Below are 18,729 nucleotides of genomic sequence, written 5' to 3' on the forward strand. Positions count from 1 at the left end.
GTTAAAAAAAAGACCCAATGACATTTAAGGAGGTAAATTAATGCAAGAATCTTTTATTCTTCAACCTGGCGAGTTGAACTTGCAGTCAATCAAATATATTTTAAATCAGCAATTGCATTGTGTTCTGGCTAAAGAAGCATTTGAGAAGATTCATGCATCGCATCAAACGGTTAAAAAAGTAATTCTCGATAAAAAAACGGTATACGGAATTAATACGGGTTTTGGCTCGTTGGCAAATCAAACAATTTCAGAGGAAAACCTGAAACAGTTACAGCGAAATATAGTTCTTTCCCACGCTTGTGGAACAGGTGAGCTGTTGTCTGATGAAATTGTTGCCTTAATTTTACTGCTTAAGATAAATAATTTGGCTCAAGGATATTCTGGAGTTCGCCTGGAATTGATTGAAGCACTAATCTCTTTATTCAATCACAAAATTTATCCCTGCATTCCCTCGAAGGGTTCAGTAGGTGCTTCTGGTGATTTGGCCCCATTAGCCCACATGTCTTTGCCGTTATTAGGGGTAGGTGAGGTACGTCATCAAGGAAAAGTAATCAGTGCGATTGAGGGATTGAAAATCGCGGGTTTAAAGCCAATTGAATTGGAAGCAAAAGAAGGACTTGCTCTTTTAAACGGGCTACAAGCTTCTACGGCTATTGCTTTAAGTGCCTTGTTTATTACAGAAACTTTGTTTGAAACAGCACTAGTTGCTGGTGCTTTATCAGTGGATGCGGCAAATGGCAGTGATGTGCCATTTGATGAACGGATTCAAAAGGTACGAGGTCATGAGGCACAGCAAAATGTAGCAGCATGCTATAGAGAATTATTAGCTGGAAGTGAGATCCGCGAGGCTCATCGCCATTGCACGCGAGTACAAGATCCTTACTCATTAAGGTGTCAGCCCCAAATTATGGGTGCGATATTGCATCAAATTCGATTTGTAAGAAAGACTTTAGACGTTGAAATCAATGCTGTTTCTGATAACCCACTTGTTTTTAATGAGCAAGAGCAAATTATTTCAGGAGGCAATTTCCATGGGGAGATTGTTGCCATGGCGGCTGATAATCTTGCTTTGGCTGTAGCTGAGATAGGAGCAGGTGCCGAACGACGCATCGCGCTGCTAATTGATAAAAACTTTAGTGGTTTACCTGCTTTTCTCATTAAAGAAAGCGGCTTAAATTCAGGATTTATGATTGCTCATGTTACTGCAGCAGCTTGTGCCAGTGAGAACAAGGCGCTTGCCCATCCACATTCAGTAGATAGTCTTCCAACTTCTGCGAATCAAGAAGATCATGTATCTATGGCAACCAGCGCTGCCCGACGGTTACATGAGATGAATGATAATACTGCAACTATTTTAGCTATTGAGTTATTAGCAGCGGGACAGGGAATTGAATTTCATAAACCACTAAAATCATCGACATTATTAGAAAAATTTCATCAACGCATTCGTTCTAATGTTGCAGCTTATGATACGGATCGTTTTTTTGCACCTGATATTGCCATAATCAAGCAAAAGATTTTCGATAAGGAGTTTACCACACCATTTTTCCATTTGTGGAATAAAAATTAGGGATGAACGTGAGCATAGAAATTTATACCGATGGAGCATGTAAAGGAAATCCAGGGCCTGGTGGCTGGGGGGTGTTGCTTCGTTATAAAGGACAAGAAAAAACCTTACATGGAGGAGAAGCACATACGACGAACAATCGTATGGAACTTATGGCCGCTATCAAAGGTTTGGAAGCTTTAAAACGCCCTTGTGACGTTGATTTATATACTGATTCTCAGTATTTGAGACAAGGTATGACGGATTGGTTGGCCAACTGGAAATTAAATGGTTGGCGTAATTCCAAAAAGGAGCCTGTGAAAAATGCAGATCTTTGGAAGTTATTAGATGAATTGGCTTCGCGTCATAAAATAAATTGGCACTGGGTAAAAGGACATTCAGGTCATGTGGAAAATGATTTGGTTGATGCTTTAGCAAACCAAGCAATCGAAGAGTTAAGTGAGTAAATAATGCGTCAGATTGTTTTAGATACAGAAACTACGGGTATAGGGCATGAGCATGGGCATCGGGTGATTGAAATAGGCTGTGTCGAATTAGTGGACAGAAAATTAACCGGCAAGCATTTCCATGTTTATCTCAATCCAGAACGCCAGGTTGATGAGGGTGCTTTTCGTGTCCATGGGATTAGTGATGAATTTTTGCGGGATAAACCTTTATTTGCGGAAAAGGCTGATGAGTTTTGGCAGTTTATTATTGGTGCTGAGTTAATCATTCATAATGCTCCCTTTGACGTGGGATTTTTGAATTCTGAGTTGAGGCTTATCAAATGGAATAAGAAATTAGAAGACTTTTGTACTATTATTGATACACTCGTTTTGGCACGTGAAAAATATCCTGGGCAACGAAATAGTTTGGATGCTTTATGTAAACGATATGGCATCGATCACTTTAATCGTGAACTTCATGGTGCTTTGCTTGATGCCGAGATTCTTGCATACGTGTATTTAGCAATGACAGGTGGCCAAACCAGCTTATTTGCCGAGGTTGAAGAAACATCAAGTCATGCTAAAGCAAAGGCTCAAGAAGTTGCAGCGCTTCATTTGGCAAATCCTATTGTTGTACCAGCAGATAGTGGAGAATTGGAGTTGCATCAAGCTTTTGTTGATTTTTTACACAAAAAATCAGGTATTAATCATTGGGGCGAGAACTGATTTTTGGGAGGTAGTTCTCCTGTACATTTTATGGGATAACGTTCGTTAACACCATAAAAGGCATTGAAATGCCTTTTATGGTGAACTCACATTTAACTTCTTAGCTTTTGGGAATTAAATATTTTATTGCAAAATCTTTACCGATACACTCGCCAAGTGCTTTTCCCCACACTCCTGCATTGTCGGTATTAATTTTATCTGGAATATTAGCGTAAAGCTCTTGTTGACATTTACTGACACTATCGGGAATTTTAGATACACATTGGTCATAAGTCATTTTGATGTCATCAAGGCGTTTTTTTAGTTGAGGGTCATTCTCAAATCCCTTGCAAATGAGATCAGGTAATAATGGCGTAACTGATTTTAGCCAGCTGTCTTTTGATATATCAACTGCGTTATTAGACGAGGAGCCGGTAGAACTACTAGTACCAGTAGTAGTACTACCAGTGCTAGTAGAACTGCTGGTAGATCCGCCAGCCTTATCTTCAGCACTTGTAGTGAAAGAAATCAATGTACATCCCAAAAAAATGGAAGAAGCTACAAGCAAATGTTTAGTCATGATGAAGTACCTTATTAACATCCTTTCATTAATAGTAGGACAAATATTCTTTGTTTGCGTAAAAATAATTTATTTTGGTTAAAAATTAAACTAAAATATAGGAGACGATGGATAAATAATTAGGAATTATTATGGAAAAACAAAGTTCTATTTTATCATTGGTATATTTTTTATTCATTCTTTTCTTCTGTTTCCTTTTTTCTTCTCCAGCTTTAGCAAACACTTTTGTTTTCAATCCCAATACGCTTACATGGAAGGCTATTGATTCAAATGGAAAAGTTGTTCGCACTGGAAAAGGTTCTGGCGGTAAACGATATTGCCCAGATATACATAGAGGATGTAAAACTCCAAGCGGTGTTTTTACGATTTGGAGTAAGGGAGGACCAGGCTGCAAATCTAGTCGTTATCCAGTAGGTAAGGGCGGTTCACCTATGCCATATTGCATGTTTTTCTCAAAATATTATGCGATACACGGTTCTTATGAAGTGCCAAATTATAATGCAAGCCATGGCTGTATACGAGTTCATCCTGGTGATGCTAAATGGCTAAGCAAAAATTTTATTAGGATAGGAACGAAGGTTATTGTTAAACCTTATTGATTTTTGCAAGATGAAATGCAATAAAGCAGAAATTCAGTTTCAGCTTTATTGCACCTAAATGATAATGTTTAGTAATCATCCTCATCATCAATACTGAACGATGAGCCGCATCCGCAAGTGGTTTTTGCATTTGGATTACGAATCACAAATTGTTCGCCTTGTATCCCTTGGACATAATCAATTTCAGCTTGATGCAAGTATTGATAACTCATTGAATCAATGAGAAGTTTTACTGAAGATATACCATCTGAACATTGCTGAATAACTACGGTATCATCCTCATTGATTTCTTCATCAAAGCTGAATCCGTACTGAAATCCAGAACAACCTCCACCCGTAATTGAGACTCGTAGATTCAAGTTTGAATTATCTTCTTCTTTTATTAGCTCAGCCACCTTGTCTGCTGCATTAACAGTAAAGTGGATGTCGCTCGTACTGGTAGCAGGGGATATATCAATAGCAGCCATCTTTAACTCCCGTTTTATAATACAAGTATAATGTATTTATCTAATAATTTGTTCAATTGTTGCCCCACCTAGACATTGGTTTTTATCATAAAAAACTACATATTGTCCTGGAGTAACCGCTCTTTGCGGATTTGAAAACATTACATAATGCTGATGTTCATTCTGAGGAGATATGATACAGCCTTGTTCTGCTTGCCTGTATCTTGTTTTAGCATAGCAGGTAAGCGGTAAATTATCCTTGCAATCAGCTAGCCAATGGATTGGACCGCAAATCAGACCTTGTGCATAGAGCATTGGATGTTGGCTACCTTGGGCCACATATAAAGTATTGGTAGCAACTTCTTTATCAACTACATACCACGGATCATAGGTTGAATTTTGTAAACCTCCGATACCTAATCCTTGTCTTTGGCCCAAAGTGTAAAACATTAATCCATCATGTTTGCCCAGAACTTTGCCATCGGTGCTTTTTATCTCACCTGGCCGTGCCAAGATGAATTCTTGTAAAAAAGATTTAAAACGCTTTTCACCAATAAAACAAATACCTGTCGAATCTTTTTTAGCTTGTGTCACCAGGCCAAGTTTTCTAGCAAACTCTCTAATTTCAGGTTTTGTATAATCACCAACTGGAAACAGGGTTTTTGCCAAAGCCTTAGGATCTACTGCATGAAGAAAATAGGTTTGATCTTTATCACGATCTTTTGCTTTATATAAAAGTCCAACATCTCCCTCTGTTTTATTTTTAGCGTAATGTCCTGTCGCAATATAGTCAGCGCCAAGGTTCAATGCATGATTTAAAAAAGCATTAAATTTGATTTCCTTATTGCACAATACATCAGGATTCGGAGTTCTTCCTTTTTCATATTCACTTAAAAAATGGGTGAACACTTTTTGCCAGTACTCTTCAGAAAAATTAACCGCATGGAGAGGAATATGTAATTGATTACATACAGCTTGAGCATCAGCAAGATCTTGGGTTGCAGGGCAAAAACCATCCTTATCATCCTGTTCCCAGTTTTTCATAAACAGGCCTTCTACTTGGTAGCCTGCTTCTTGTAACAACCATGCTGCAACTGAGGAATCAACACCACCAGACATTCCAACAATAACTTTAGCTTTCATAAAATTGAGATACCGCTTAATATTCTATGTTATCAGAAACTGTAGCTTTAAGATGTGTAAAATGTATCATCCAAAGCTGTTGCTCTATCAATAGAGCCTGTTTACAATTCTACTCTCTGGCTAAAATGCTGCAGCATTTTGACTCAAGATAGCGAATTGTAAACAGGCTTTAACACTTATTAAAAAATATAACTCTTTAGGATACGACAATAATGCTCCACTTACAAGAAATGGTTAAACAAGGGCAACAAACTAAGACCGTAACACTCAGTGAGCGTTTACCCAATTTTATTACCTCAACCTGTCAGCTGGATATTACGTATCATGTTGAAACTAAGGAAGATTTTTATCTAATCCATCTTCATGTTAAGGGCGAGTTGCCTGTTCAATGCCAGCGTTGTCTGGACGAATTTAAATTTCCATATGATAATATGACTATAGTTGCTGTATGTCGTAATGATGAGAGAGCAGAACAGATATTGGAGTATTACGAGTGTATTGTTTCTGAAAATTTGCAAGTAAGTTTGGAAGATATGCTAATTGATGAGTTACATCTCTACGCGCCACAATTTCATCCAAAAATAAATGATTGCAGCAGTGAAATAAATCAAATTTTAATGGGAAAAAAATGAATTTTATTGAAATTTTATCTAATTAACACTAATATTCCCGCTTTATGAATGCAATTTGTTTAGGAGTAATACAATGGCCGTACAACAAAATAAAAAATCACGCTCACGTCGTGACATGCGTCGTTCGCATGATGCTTTGACCAAACCCACACTATCCGTTGATTCAACTACTGGTGAAACACATCGTCGCCATCATATGACAGAAGATGGTTATTATCGTGGCAGAAAAGTGATTGATACTGATAACGTTTACGAAGACGAAAAAGAGTAAGTTTCTTGAAAAATATCACCATTGCAATCGATGCGATGGGTGGGGATCATGGTTTAGGTGTTGTGATTCCTGCCTGTATTCGCGCGGCAAAAGATAATCCTGATTTGAAGCTCATTCTTGTTGGAGTTCACGACAAGATTCATGCATTTTTAAAAAAGCAGGGGATGGCTTCTTCAAATCAATTTTCCATAGTACATGCTTCTGAAGTGGTGACTATGGATGAGTTGCCTTCACATGCCTTGCGAAATAAAAAAGATTCGTCCATGCGTGTCGCCATCAATTTGGTGAAAGAGGGCATGGCACAGGCTTGTGTTAGTGCCGGAAATACCGGTGCACTAATGGCTACAGCACGTTATGTTTTAAAGACTTTACCAGGAATCGATAGACCTGCAATTGTTTCTGAACTGCCAACTATGCGTGGTAGAACATGGGTGATTGACTTAGGTGCTAATGTGGATTCTTGTGCGGAGCATTTATTTCAATTCGCAGTTATGGGATCTGCGCTAGTGCAGGCAGTAGCTAATAAACCCAAACCGAAAATCGCCTTATTGAATATTGGCGTGGAAGAAATGAAGGGAAATGATCAAGTGAAGCGTACGGCTCATATGCTTGCTGAATGCGATGTTATGAATTATGTAGGTTATGTAGAGGGTGATCATTTTTATACCGGAGAGGTAGACTTAGTTGTCTGTGACGGTTTTGTGGGGAATGTTGCCTTAAAAGCGAGCGAGGGCCTTGCAAAGTTTTTTGTAAGTTTACTCATGGAGTCATTTAATAGGAATTGGTATACCAAACTTTCTGCTTTAATTGCTCGTCCTGCATTAAAGCATCTTAAGAAACGTTTCGATCCCTCTCGTTATAATGGTGCAAGTATGCTCGGTTTGAATGGCATAGTGGTAAAAAGCCATGGTGGTGCTAATGAACTTGGGTTTCAACATGCTATTGAACAAGCAGTTCTTGAAGTTAAAAATAATGTAGTTGATTTAGTGCGGGTTCAAATAAATGATTTTATAAATCAGGGATTGCTGTTATGAAAAATGCTGTAATACGTGGGACTGGAAGTTATATTCCTGAAAAACAACTTACCAATCTTGAGCTGGAGTCAATGCTGGATACCAGCGATGAGTGGATTGTTACTCGAACTGGCATTAGTAGTCGTAGCATTGCACAACCTTATGAAACTACCTCGTATATGGCATCCAAAGCTGCTGAACAAGCATTAAGCGCTTCAGGTTTGGACGCTGATGAAATTGATTTGATATTAGTTGCTACGTGTACTCCAGATCATTTTTTTCCTGGAGTAGCTTGCTATGTTCAGCATGCTTTAAAAATTAAGCGACCTATACCTGCTTTTGATGTTGGTGCTGCATGCAGTGGCTTTGTTTATGTAATGGATATTGCAAAACAGTATATTTCTGCTGGCGCTGCAAAAAATATTCTGGTTATTGGTAGTGAGAGCATGTCCAGGGCTGTGGATTGGACTGATCGTTCAACCTGTGTTTTATTTGGTGATGGTGCCGGGGCAGTAGTTCTAAGTGCCAGTGACAGACAAGGTCTTATGGGGAGTGTGCTGCATGCTTCTTATGATGCTGAAAAATTATTAAATCTTAGTAATGCAACATTTGATAATCAACGTGCTACGATTAGTATGCGTGGTAATGAGGTTTTTAAAATTGCTGTCAAAATTATGGGTGATGTCGTAGATGAAGTTTTAGAAGTGAGTCATTTGAAAAAATCTGATATTCAATGGTTAATCCCTCATCAGGCAAATATGCGTATCATTCAAGCCATTGCTAAAAAACTTGACCTTCCTATGTCACAAGTTATCGTTACTATTGGTAGCCAAGGTAATACTTCGGCTGCATCTATTCCTTTGGCTCTAGACCATTCTATTCGAACCAATCAGATTAAGAGAGATGAACTGTTATTGATTGAGTCCTTTGGTGGTGGAATGACTTGGGGAGCTATGGTAATTCGTTATTAATAATTTATTTGAGTTAACTATTGAATTAAATTTTTAGTTCGGAGCTATTTTTGATATGGTAAAAACAGCATTTGTATTTCCCGGGCAAGGTTCACAATCAATAGGAATGTTGGCTGATTTTGAGTTGCAGTATCCTATTGTTGTAAAGACTTTTGCAGAAGCATCAGAAGCAGTAGGTTATGATCTATGGAAACTAGTGCAACATGGTCCTGAAGAAAAGCTAAATCAGACAGAGCATACTCAAGTCGTAATGCTTACTGCTGATGTGGCTGTATATCGAGTATTGATGCAGCATAATGTTGCCCAGCCAATAATTATGGCTGGCCATAGTTTAGGTGAATATGCCGCATTGGTTTGTGCTGATGCATTATCATTATTTGATGCTGCATGTTTGGTAGCCCGTAGAGGACAAGTAATGCAAAACGCAGTGCCTTTGGGCTTAGGTGCTATGGCTGCAATTGTTGGTTTAACGGATGAGCAAGTAAAAACCTTATGTGATCAAGCCAGCCAAGCAAATGAAGTGGTGACTCCTGCAAACTATAATGCAATCGGACAGGTAGTTGTTGCAGGTCATACTCCAGCAGTTACACGAATGTTAGGATTAGCTGAGGAAGCTGGGGCACGTCTAGCTAAAGTGATTCCAGTCAGTGTTCCATGCCATTGCCCTTTATTGTTTGATGCTGCAGCATCCTTTGCTGAATACCTGGCTAAAATTGAATTCAAAAAGCCCAAAAGTGATGTGGTGAGTAATGTTGATTTAAGTATTTATCATTCAGGGCAACATATACGTGAAAAGTTAAAGGAGCAGTTATATAGCCCAGTTCGTTGGGTTGAAACAATTCAACTTTTTAAAAATAATGGTATAGAGCTAATTCTTGAATGTGGCCCAGGGAAAGTACTTGGTGGGTTAGTTAAAAGAATAGATAGAAGCTTAAATACTATTAGTGTTTACGATACTATTAGCCTGGATCAGGTGGAAGAGCAATTTGCATAGTCTAGAAGTATAGAAGTGGCCCCAGATTGTATGCTGAGATGTAGCGTGAGCTATGGCCTAACTTGTGTTAGCGTAGAACCTGAAATTGTTTGCCAAATGCGCAATTTACAAAAATAAACATTTTCTATTGAGGAAAATAAATGATGAGTCTAGAGGGAAAAATTGCCTTAGTCACAGGGGCAAGCCGGGGAATAGGACGGGCTATAGCTCTTAAATTAGCACAGCAAGGTGCTTTGGTATTTGGTACAGCCACTACAGAACAAGGTGCTCAATCAATTAACGCCTATTTTGAAAAAGAAAAATTATCAGGTAAAGGGTTGGTTCTTGATGTTACAAACTCAGAGCAAATTGAAAAAGTGATCAGTGAATTGGCTAAAGAGAACCAGACTCCTTCAATATTAGTGAATAATGCCGGGATAACCTCAGATAATTTACTGCTACGTATGGATGATGAAGAATGGTATAAGGTAATTGAAACGAATTTGAATTCAATATACAAAATGTCTAAAATTTGTATAAAGCCCATGTTTCGAGCACGATGGGGACGAATTATTTCTATTGGGTCAGTGGTTGGTTCAAGCGGAAATTCAGGCCAAGTGAATTATACTGCAGCAAAAGCCGGCATTGTTGGTTTCAGTAAGTCTTTAGCTCAAGAAGTAGGAAGCAGGGGAATTACTGTTAATGTTGTTGCTCCCGGTTTTATTGATACAGATATGACAGCAGCTTTACCTGATATGGTAAAGGATGAAATGTTAAAAAGAATTCCTATGCGTAAGCTGGGAGAGCCTGGGGATATAGCTGAAGCTGTTGCTTTTTTAGCATCAGAAAGTGCCAAATATATCACAGGTGAAACAATTCATGTCAATGGCGGCATGTATATGGACTAAATGCACTTGCGTTATCTGTATAAATGAATAAACTATACCACTTCCATTTAACTTTGGTTGTTTTAGTTTTTTTGAATTGCTTTTAAATTTAAGTGATTAGATTAAAAAATGACGCCTGGCTTGTTTGTTAAATTGGTTAAATAAATATGAGGCATGCTTTTCAAGCAATTAAAGTTAAGTGGAAGTAGTATGGTAATTAACCCGAAGTTTTTTAAATTTCTATCAACCGAAAGAGGAAAATCAAGTTATGAGTACAGTTGAAGAGCGTGTTCGCAAAATTGTTGTTGAACAATTAGGTGTTAAAGAAGAAGAGTTAAAGAATGATGCATCATTTGTTGATGACTTAGGTGCTGATTCTTTAGACACTGTGGAATTGGTTATGGCTCTTGAAGAAGAATTTGAAACAGAAATTCCTGATGAAAAAGCTGAAAAAATTACCACAATTCAAGAAGCGATTGATTATATTGAATCTAATTTAAATAAAGAAGAAGCGTAACAGTTTTCTTTTATCCCATCCTCTCCTGTGCTTAGCGTGTGGGAGATGATGGGAGTGTTTTACGAGGAGCTTTCATTGAATAAGCGGCGTATAGTAATTACTGGTATGGGTATGGTTACCCCTGTCGGACTTAATGTAGAAGAAACTTGGCAAAATATATTGGCTGGTGTAAGTGGCGTTGTTTTGGCAGATGAGTTTGATGCCAACGAGTACAGCACACGAATATGGGCTAAAGTTAAGAATTTTAATATTGAGAACTATGTTCCGCTCAAAGATGCACGTAAAATGGATGTATTTACCCAATACGGTATTGCTGCAGCTGATGAAGCAATGCTTGATTCGGGTTTGAAGATTGATGCAAATTTATCAAATCGTATTGGTGTAGCTGTAGGTGCAGGTATTGGTGGCATCCAGACAATTACCAATAATCAGGATAAACTGATGGCAGGTGGTCCTCGCAAGGTTTCTCCATTTTTTATTCCAGCGGGTATTATCAATATGGTTGCTGGACAGATTTCAATTAGACATCAGCTTAAAGGTCCCAATATTGCAGTTGTTACTGCATGCACTACAGGAACACACAATATTGGTCTTGCTGGACGAATGATTGCTTACGGCGATGCTGATGTCATGGTATGTGGTGGGGCCGAAATGACCTTAACACCGCTATGTTTGGCAGGATTTTCTGCTGTACGTTCCTTATCTAAGCGTAATGATGATCCTGCAAAGGCATCAAGACCTTTTGATAAGGATAGAGATGGTTTTGTTATGGGCGAGGGTGCTGGTGTTCTTGTATTAGAAGAATATGAGCATGCTAAAGCTCGTGGTGCAAAAATTTATGCAGAGCTTGTAGGATTCGGTATGTCTGGTGATGCTTTTCATATCACTGCCCCAGATGATGACGCTGATGGTGCTGCTCGTGCAATGGAAGCAGCCATACATGATGCAGGCATTGATCCCGAACAGATTGATTATATTAATGCGCATGGTACATCTACTTATCTTAATGATTTGAATGAAACAAAAGCGATTAAACGTGTATTTAAGCAACACGCTTATGATTTGGCTGTGAGCTCTACAAAATCAATGACTGGTCACTTATTAGGTGCCGCCGGTGCTGTAGAAGCAATATTTAGTATTTTAGCGATCAGAGATCAAATTGCCCCGCCAACTATTAATTTGGATAATCCAGATGAAGGATGTGATTTGAACTATGTACCCTATACACCTCAAAAAAGAGCTATTAATTATGTTCTGAGTAACTCATTGGGTTTTGGTGGAACAAATGGTAGCTTATTATTTAAGCGTGTATAAATGACGTTTCCAAGACATAAAAAACTGGTGTTTTTTGTAATAATGCTGTTTTTTATGTCTTTTCTGTTTTTCTCTTTGCTTGCCTATATTCAAATCACTAGACCTATTGTTCCCAAACAAGGTTCTCCTGTTATTATCACCGTTGACCGAGCTGCTTCGGCATCACAATTTGTAAAAAATTTAAAAGAGAAAAATCTAATACACTCAAGTTCAATGCTTTTAATGATGATTCGTTATTCAGGTTTGTCTTCTCAACTTAAAGCAGGTGTATACCAAATAAACCCTGGTGAAACGCCAATGCACTTGGTGCATCGAGTTGTAGCAGGAGATGTTATAACGCAAAATTTTACGATAATTGCAGGGACTACTCAGCAGAAAATTTCTCAAGATTTGATGAAAGCAGCATATTTAAGTTATCGTTCGGAGGATTGGAGCTCAATTAAGGGCGAACATCCCAATGCTGAAGGATTATTACTTGCTGATACCTATCAATATTCCGGTGGAAGTAGTGCTAAAAGTTTGTTGGAGCATGCTCATCGTAATTTAATTAATTATTTAAATATGAGTTGGGCTAACAGGGAACCTAACTTGCCTTATAAAAGCCCATATGAATTGCTTACAGCAGCCTCAATAATTGAAAAAGAAACAGCTATTCCACAAGAGCGAAAATTGATTTCAGGTGTAATGGTTAACCGCTTAAATAAAAAAATGCCTTTACAAATGGATCCTACGGTCATTTATGGATTAGGTACCGCATATACTGGAAAACTATCTCACAATGATTTGCTCATCGATTCGCCCTACAACTCATACCATAATCGCGGGTTACCGCCAACGCCGATTGCAATGGTAGGTAAGGAAGCTTTGGATGCAGCAGCTCACCCTCAATTATCCAATTATTTATATTTTGTTGCCAAAGGAGATGGAACACATCAGTTTTCAGAAACTTATGAACAACAAAAGCAAGCAATTAATCAATACAAACGCAAGGATTTTTAATGCCATCATTAAGCGGGAAATTAATTGTTATTGAAGGATTGGAGGGAGCAGGGAAGTCTACTGCAATAAATACTATTACAGAGCTGCTAACAGAAAAACACATTAAAACTCTAACTACTCGAGAGCCTGGTGGCACCGCAATAGGTGAGGTTTTGCGTGCTTTAATCAAAAATCCGAATTATCGTGATATTTTGGATGATCGCAGTGAATTATTATTACTTTATACAGCACGTATTCAGCTTTTTGAGGAAATTATTAAGCCTGCATTGCTTCAAGGAGTTTGGGTCATTGCGGATCGATTCGAGCTCTCAACTATGGCCTATCAAGGTGGTGGACGTGGCTTAGACCAAGCGATAATTAATCAGTTATCTTCTTTTGCACTGCAGGGATTTAAACCGGATTTGATTATCTATTTGGATATTAGTCCCGAGGAAGGAATGAAGCGAGTCAAATCAAGAGGAGAGGTTGATAGGATTGAGCAACAATCCGTCGATTTTTTTCATCGTGTCCATGAAAGCTATATTCGTCATATTGAAATGAGCACTAATGCAATAACAATTGATGCGAGTCAGCCGCTACCTGTAGTGCAAGAGGCGATTCGAAAGGCAATGAATGAATTTATCGAGAGTCAGAGATGAGTGATTTCAATGAGCTGGAGCTTTCTTCATTGAATGGAAAGAAAGAATATCAAACCCAATGGAATCAAATGCAAGCCGCATGGGTAAGTAATCGTATGCCCCAGTCTATGTTGTTCGTTGGTTCGTTTGATTATGCTTTTATGGATTTTGTCAAGAAATTAACTCAATTGGTTTTCTGCAAAAAAAATGAAAATGAACCTTGCTTTGAGTGTGCTGATTGTCGCATGGTTGCTCATGGAGAACATCCTGATGTGGAATGGGTTAAACCAGAAAAAAGCAGCGGACCAATTAAAATCGATCAAATCAGAGAATTACAAAATGATGCTTATTTAACCCCTCAGCGGAGCACGCATCGCTTCATTGTGATCGAATCGGCTGATCGAATGAATACTGCTGCTGCAAACTCATTGCTAAAAATTTTAGAGGAGCCTGCTCCGCAGACGATATTTTTACTTTTAGCTCAACAATTAAGTACGTTATTGCCTACGATTTTAAGTAGATGTCAAATAATACGCTTTGCATCACATTATGATTTATCAGTTATTAATCTTTTGCAATTGGCTGAACACTACTCACCAGAGTCTGAACAAGTAATGATTATGAAACAATCAGAGTTTATTCTCGATGGTTTAATTGCTGTGATAGAGCAGAAGGAACATCCGAGTGTGATTGCAGCTCAATGGAGTCAATTTGAATTTGGTGCCTTACTTTGGTTTCTGTATTTAGTGTATGCGCAAATACAAACGATGCAAATTAATAGATCTGCAGCTGCTGGTCCAGCCATTCACCAATTGAATCATTTAATGTCCTTATTAAATCCTATAATAATTTATTCTCAAATAGACAAATTAAATACATTGCAACGAAGATTAAGCCATAATATGAATGTAAATCAAATTTTGGCATTGGAAGATTTATTGCTAGGGTTATACAGTGAATCTAAGGCTTCCTAATAAACAAGCCGATGCATAGTGTTTTGATTTTACAAAAAATTAAGGGATATAAGGGAAATCAATGATGGATACTATTCACCAGATTAATTGCACATTTTTTAATGAAGCATCACTGTATGCAGCTTATATGCCTTTTATCAAAGGAGGCGGATTATTTATCCATACGAATATCAATTATTTGTTTGGTTCAATAGTTAAGTTATTGATTAAATTAATGGATGAAGACGAGTTCTATGTAGTCGATGGTAAGATAGTGTGGATTACACCTAAAGGTGCTCAGGGTAATAAGGCACCTGGGGTAGGAGTACAATTTATTGGTGAAAACAGCCGTTACTTGTGTAATAAAATAGAGACCTATTTAGCAGGCATGTTAAAATCCTCACAATTAACCGATACAATTTAGAGTAGGGTTTGTTTACACTTCGCTAGATTGAGTCTAAATGACCTGCTTTTCGAGCCCGAAGCGCAGCATATATGAAGTATGTGAAGATAAATCAGGTCATATAAGGCCAAGATAGTAGAAATGTAAACAGACCCTAATTCGATGTGAGAAAATATAATTTATATTTCTCAATTTGAACGCACAAATATTTAATGAGGGCATCCATGTTAGTTGATTCACACTGTCATTTGAATTTTCTCGATTTAGCAGATTTTAATGATGATATAGCTAATGTTTTGGCACAAGCAAAAGCAAATGGTGTGCAGCATTTTTTATCTGTTTGCGTCGAACTAAAGGATTATCCCCAATTGGAAAAACTTGCAGCAAGATATTCTGATATCAGTATTTCTGTAGGTGTTCATCCAAATACCGAAATGGAATATCCTGTGACATCGCAAATGCTATGTGATTTAGCAGTGAATCCAGCATGTATTGCCATAGGTGAAACAGGTTTGGATTATTATCGAACTCATACCGAAGAAGCACAGGAGGTACAACGTAACCTTTTTAGGGAACATATAAAAGCTGCTTTAAAGTGTTCGAAACCCTTGATTATTCATACGCGCCAAGCAGCTGAAGATACAATAGCATTAATGGCCGAGGAAAATGCACATCAAATTGGCGGTGTCATGCATTGTTTTGCTGAAAGTTTGGACATAGCACATCAAGCAATGGATTTAAATTTTTATATTTCATTTTCAGGAATTGTTACATTTAAAAATGCAACCGCACTTCAAGATGTGGCGCGTAAGGTGCCTTTGAATAGAATACTTATTGAAACGGATTCTCCCTACTTAGCTCCGGTGCCTTATCGTGGCAAACAAAATCATCCTGCACTTGTGAAGCATGTCGCTGAAGCTATAGCTGAGCTTCGCAATATGTCCTATGAAGAAATAGCTGAAATTACTACGAATAACTTTTATACTTGTTTCAGATTGTAACCATATAGCGTTGCGTCCAGGTCTACAAACGACACGCCTATTTTTAAAATATTTGGTGATAAATTGAGGATTAATTAATGACTTTGTACATTGGTTTGATGTCTGGAACAAGTATGGATGGTATCGATGCTGCTCTTGTTGATGTATCGACAAATACACTGCTTTATGGAATTACTAAAAAATACAGTGATGAAGTGCAAAGACGGATGGAAAATTTGCTTTCAGATGCAGATTTAAGTTTGGCATCTATTTGTCAACTCAACACATTAATTGGCAGAGAATTTGCTTATGCAGTCAATGAATTATTACAGAAAGCAAAATTATCAGCCAGTGATATTCGCTCCATAGGGAGTCATGGCCAAACAATATGCCATAATACTCAGACTGCTCTCCCCTATACGTTACAGCTGGGATGCGCTCACACTATTGCTGAATTAACAGGTATCACTGTTGTTGCTGATTTTCGAACCCGTGATCTAGTACTGGGTGGGCAAGGGGCTCCTTTTGCGCCTCTTTATCATCAGAAGTTATTTGCTGGTAAGAATAATCATGTCGCTGTAGTGAATATAGGCGGTATTGCCAATATTACATTTATTAAAGCAAATGAACCTGTTAAAGGCTGGGACGTAGGCCCTGGAAATTGTTTAATGGATGCATGGATCATGAAACATCAGGGAAAATCTTATGATGCTGATGGAGCATGGGCGCGACAAGGTAAAATTATTGAACCTCTTCTTGAAACGCTAATGTCTGATTCGTTTATTACTTCTTCGTCACCCAAAAGTATAGGAAAAGAATACTTTTCTTTATTATGGCTAGAACGTCATTTAACAGAAGAGCATCAATCTGTAGACATACAAAAGACGCTGCTTGCATTTACTGCCAAAACAATTGCAGATACAGTATTAAATGAACAAAATCCTGTCGAAACAATGTACGTATGTGGCGGGGGTACGCACAATCTAGCTTTATTGCATCTGTTGATTCGGTTATTGCCTAAAACCAGGGTAAAAAGTATTGCCGAAGAGGGTCTTAGCCCTGATTACTTGGAAGCAATGATGTTTGCCTGGCTTGCTGAACAAACGATAAATCAAATTCCAGTAAATTTATGTACTATTACTGGCGCGCGACAACCAGCAATTTTGGGTGCGATCTATCCTGTTATAAAATGATTTGAAGGAAAATCATGGAGATCGGGTAAGTAGTAACGTAGTTACTGTCCGGAATCAGCCTTTGTATCTTTTAAAAGGAAAGTGAAGCGCTGAACATATATTAAATCTGTATTTGCTTTATATGTACCAAAATCATATTGACAAAATAAATACGTATAGGCTTAAATGTGGAATTTCAAACGGAGTGACCTTAAATTGAGCGCACATTATTCAGAAAGCACAAATCAAGGAACAAGCACGAGTCTCGTAACTGCTTATTTTATATTTTTTCTCGCAGCATCATTTTATTTATACGAATTCATTTTACAAGTAGCTCCCAGTGTTATGGCTGAATCCATGATGAAAACATTTGGGGTTACGGGGCAAGGATTTGGGGTAATATCGGCTTTTTATTTTTATGCCTATGCGCCAACCCAATTGCCTGCGGGTGTTTTATACGATCGTTATGGTCCGCGTAAACTAATGACTTTTGCAATTATCCTATGTGCTCTAGGGTCTGCTTTCTTTGCATCAACAGACAGTGTATTTACGGCATGTATTGGCAGGTTCCTTATTGGAATTGGCTCTGCATTTTCATTTATTGGCGTTCTGGTTCTTTTAGCACGTTGGTTTCCTCCGTATTATTTCGCCATTTTGGCAGGAGTTGCCCAATTGATGAGTTCGGTTGGTGCTATATTTGGTGAAATGCCTCTAGCCTATTTAATTCAAGCTGTTGGCTGGCGTAATGCAAGTTTTATTCTTTCGATTATTGGCTTTATTTTAGCAGCATTTTTTTGGATGTATATTCGAGATTATCCGCACCAGAAAAGTCAAACAGTTCCTGAACATTACCTGCGTGATGAGTGGAAGCGGCTTCTTGCCGTATGCAAACATAGTTATACCTGGATAACCGGATCTTATGCGTTCACAATCTGGGCCCCTATAGCAGTTTTTGCCGCACTCTGGGGTGTTCCGTATTTACAAGAAAAATTCCAAATAAGCGTGGTGGCTGCTTCAGGATTATGCAGTATGATTTGGATTGGAATAGGTGTGGGAAGCCCTTTCTTGGGATGGTTTAGTGATAGGATTGAAAGTCGACGTATCGCTCTGATTATTAGTGCAGTTTTAGGTTTATTTGCCACATTGATTCTATTGTATTGGCCTGGATTATCTTATGGATGGACACCCGTTGTTCTATTTGTGCTGGGTTTAGGAGCAGGTGGACAAACGGTAAGTTTTGCAGTGGTCAAAGAAAATAACCCTCCTGAGTTTGTTGGTACTGCTTCAGGTTTTAATAATCTTTCAGTTGTGATAGGCGGTGCACTATTTCAGCCGTTGGTAGGCTACATATTACAGCATACTAACTTATGGCATGTAGTGAATGGGGCGCATGTATATAGTGTTGAAAGTTACCAGATTGCCTTAATGGTAATGCCAATATGTTTTTTAGCCAGTTTACTTATTGCAAGTTTCGTACTTAAAGAGTCTCATCCAGCACATCGGAAGCATTAATTGCACATTTCTTCAGCTCATCTTTTCAATTAAGGGAGGGATGAGCTTCT

General features: G+C 38.2%; 22 protein-coding genes. 19 read left to right on the plus strand and 3 right to left on the minus strand.

All coding sequences use genetic code 11. The features are described 5' to 3' along the window. Positions 1-40 precede the first annotated feature (40 nt). From hutH to dnaQ, 3 genes are read left to right on the plus strand one after another with little or no spacing between them, the layout of a single operon-like run. Entirely contained in the window at positions 41-1,570 is a 1,530-nt protein-coding gene (gene hutH, locus A8O27_RS08060) for a histidine ammonia-lyase (RefSeq protein WP_058459754.1), read from the plus strand. Positions 1,571-1,578: 8 nt separating this feature from the next. Further along, on the plus strand, positions 1,579-2,013 hold the full coding sequence (gene rnhA, locus A8O27_RS08065) for a ribonuclease HI (protein WP_058459986.1): 435 nt from the start codon (positions 1,579-1,581) through the stop codon (positions 2,011-2,013). Positions 2,014-2,016: 3 nt separating this feature from the next. Beyond that, on the plus strand, positions 2,017-2,718 hold the full coding sequence (gene dnaQ / locus A8O27_RS08070; RefSeq protein WP_058459755.1) for a DNA polymerase III subunit epsilon: 702 nt from the start codon (positions 2,017-2,019) through the stop codon (positions 2,716-2,718). 100 nt (positions 2,719-2,818) lie between these two features. Here dnaQ and A8O27_RS08075 read toward each other — a convergent pair whose 3' ends face one another. Further along, entirely contained in the window at positions 2,819-3,277 is a 459-nt protein-coding gene (locus tag A8O27_RS08075) for a hypothetical protein (protein ID WP_058459756.1), read from the minus strand. Between the two features lie 131 nt (positions 3,278-3,408). Here A8O27_RS08075 and A8O27_RS08080 point away from each other — a divergent pair, with 131 nt between their 5' ends. Further along, positions 3,409-3,876, plus strand: a complete 468-nt coding sequence (locus A8O27_RS08080) for a L,D-transpeptidase (RefSeq protein ID WP_058459757.1) — start codon at positions 3,409-3,411, stop codon at positions 3,874-3,876. A gap of 68 nt (positions 3,877-3,944) precedes the next feature. Here the strand turns inward: A8O27_RS08080 and erpA are convergent, their stop codons facing one another. Then, complete coding sequence (gene erpA / locus A8O27_RS08085) at positions 3,945-4,343, minus strand: iron-sulfur cluster insertion protein ErpA (RefSeq protein WP_058459758.1); 399 nt, start codon at positions 4,341-4,343, stop codon at positions 3,945-3,947. A gap of 36 nt (positions 4,344-4,379) precedes the next feature. Beyond that, on the minus strand, positions 4,380-5,465 hold the full coding sequence (gene mnmA, locus A8O27_RS08090) for a tRNA 2-thiouridine(34) synthase MnmA (protein WP_058459759.1): 1,086 nt from the start codon (positions 5,463-5,465) through the stop codon (positions 4,380-4,382). Between the two features lie 212 nt (positions 5,466-5,677). On the opposite strand from mnmA, the gene A8O27_RS08095 reads away from it, so the two are divergent. The 15 genes from A8O27_RS08095 (at position 5,678) to A8O27_RS08165 (ending at position 18,679) form a co-directional block, all read left to right on the plus strand. Next, positions 5,678-6,097: a YceD family protein gene (locus A8O27_RS08095; protein ID WP_058459760.1), complete on the plus strand. Its 420-nt coding sequence runs from the start codon at positions 5,678-5,680 to the stop codon at positions 6,095-6,097. 73 nt (positions 6,098-6,170) lie between these two features. Then, the gene (gene rpmF / locus A8O27_RS08100; RefSeq protein ID WP_058459761.1) at positions 6,171-6,368 is read left to right on the plus strand and encodes a 50S ribosomal protein L32; all 198 of its coding nucleotides are present in this window, start codon (positions 6,171-6,173) and stop codon (positions 6,366-6,368) included. Between the two features lie 5 nt (positions 6,369-6,373). Further along, on the plus strand, positions 6,374-7,402 hold the full coding sequence (gene plsX / locus A8O27_RS08105; RefSeq protein WP_058459762.1) for a phosphate acyltransferase PlsX: 1,029 nt from the start codon (positions 6,374-6,376) through the stop codon (positions 7,400-7,402). Beyond that, positions 7,399-8,352: a beta-ketoacyl-ACP synthase III gene (locus tag A8O27_RS08110; RefSeq protein ID WP_058459763.1), complete on the plus strand. Its 954-nt coding sequence runs from the start codon at positions 7,399-7,401 to the stop codon at positions 8,350-8,352. The genes plsX and A8O27_RS08110 overlap by 4 nt, the downstream gene beginning before the upstream one ends. A 55-nt stretch (positions 8,353-8,407) precedes the next feature. Continuing rightward, a complete protein-coding gene (gene fabD, locus A8O27_RS08115; protein WP_058459764.1) occupies positions 8,408-9,346 on the plus strand; it encodes an ACP S-malonyltransferase in 939 nt (312 codons plus the stop codon). Between the two features lie 140 nt (positions 9,347-9,486). Continuing rightward, positions 9,487-10,233: a 3-oxoacyl-ACP reductase FabG gene (gene fabG, locus A8O27_RS08120; RefSeq protein WP_058459765.1), complete on the plus strand. Its 747-nt coding sequence runs from the start codon at positions 9,487-9,489 to the stop codon at positions 10,231-10,233. Between the two features lie 247 nt (positions 10,234-10,480). Further along, complete coding sequence (gene acpP / locus A8O27_RS08125; protein WP_003631752.1) at positions 10,481-10,729, plus strand: acyl carrier protein; 249 nt, start codon at positions 10,481-10,483, stop codon at positions 10,727-10,729. A gap of 75 nt (positions 10,730-10,804) precedes the next feature. Further along, positions 10,805-12,043: a beta-ketoacyl-ACP synthase II gene (gene fabF, locus A8O27_RS08130; RefSeq protein ID WP_058459987.1), complete on the plus strand. Its 1,239-nt coding sequence runs from the start codon at positions 10,805-10,807 to the stop codon at positions 12,041-12,043. Continuing rightward, positions 12,044-13,042, plus strand: coding sequence for an endolytic transglycosylase MltG (gene mltG, locus A8O27_RS08135; RefSeq protein ID WP_058459766.1), 999 nt, complete (start codon positions 12,044-12,046; stop codon positions 13,040-13,042). Further along, positions 13,042-13,680, plus strand: a complete 639-nt coding sequence (gene tmk / locus A8O27_RS08140) for a dTMP kinase (RefSeq protein ID WP_058459767.1) — start codon at positions 13,042-13,044, stop codon at positions 13,678-13,680. The genes mltG and tmk overlap by 1 nt, the downstream gene beginning before the upstream one ends. Then, the gene (locus A8O27_RS08145) at positions 13,677-14,633 is read left to right on the plus strand and encodes a DNA polymerase III subunit (protein WP_058459768.1); all 957 of its coding nucleotides are present in this window, start codon (positions 13,677-13,679) and stop codon (positions 14,631-14,633) included. Before tmk ends, A8O27_RS08145 begins: the two co-directional genes overlap by 4 nt. Before the next feature lie 64 nt (positions 14,634-14,697). Further along, positions 14,698-15,036: a PilZ domain-containing protein gene (locus A8O27_RS08150; RefSeq protein WP_082642464.1), complete on the plus strand. Its 339-nt coding sequence runs from the start codon at positions 14,698-14,700 to the stop codon at positions 15,034-15,036. Between the two features lie 203 nt (positions 15,037-15,239). Next, positions 15,240-16,016 (plus strand): TatD family hydrolase, encoded by a 777-nt coding sequence (locus tag A8O27_RS08155; RefSeq protein WP_058459770.1) that lies wholly within the window; start codon positions 15,240-15,242, stop codon positions 16,014-16,016. A gap of 77 nt (positions 16,017-16,093) precedes the next feature. Next, complete coding sequence (locus A8O27_RS08160; RefSeq protein WP_058459771.1) at positions 16,094-17,188, plus strand: anhydro-N-acetylmuramic acid kinase; 1,095 nt, start codon at positions 16,094-16,096, stop codon at positions 17,186-17,188. Between the two features lie 195 nt (positions 17,189-17,383). Then, complete coding sequence (locus A8O27_RS08165) at positions 17,384-18,679, plus strand: MFS transporter (protein WP_058459988.1); 1,296 nt, start codon at positions 17,384-17,386, stop codon at positions 18,677-18,679. Positions 18,680-18,729: the final 50 nt, after the last annotated feature.

Source organism: Legionella bozemanae, assembly GCF_001648595.1.
Lineage (GTDB): Bacteria > Pseudomonadota > Gammaproteobacteria > Legionellales > Legionellaceae > Legionella > Legionella bozemanae.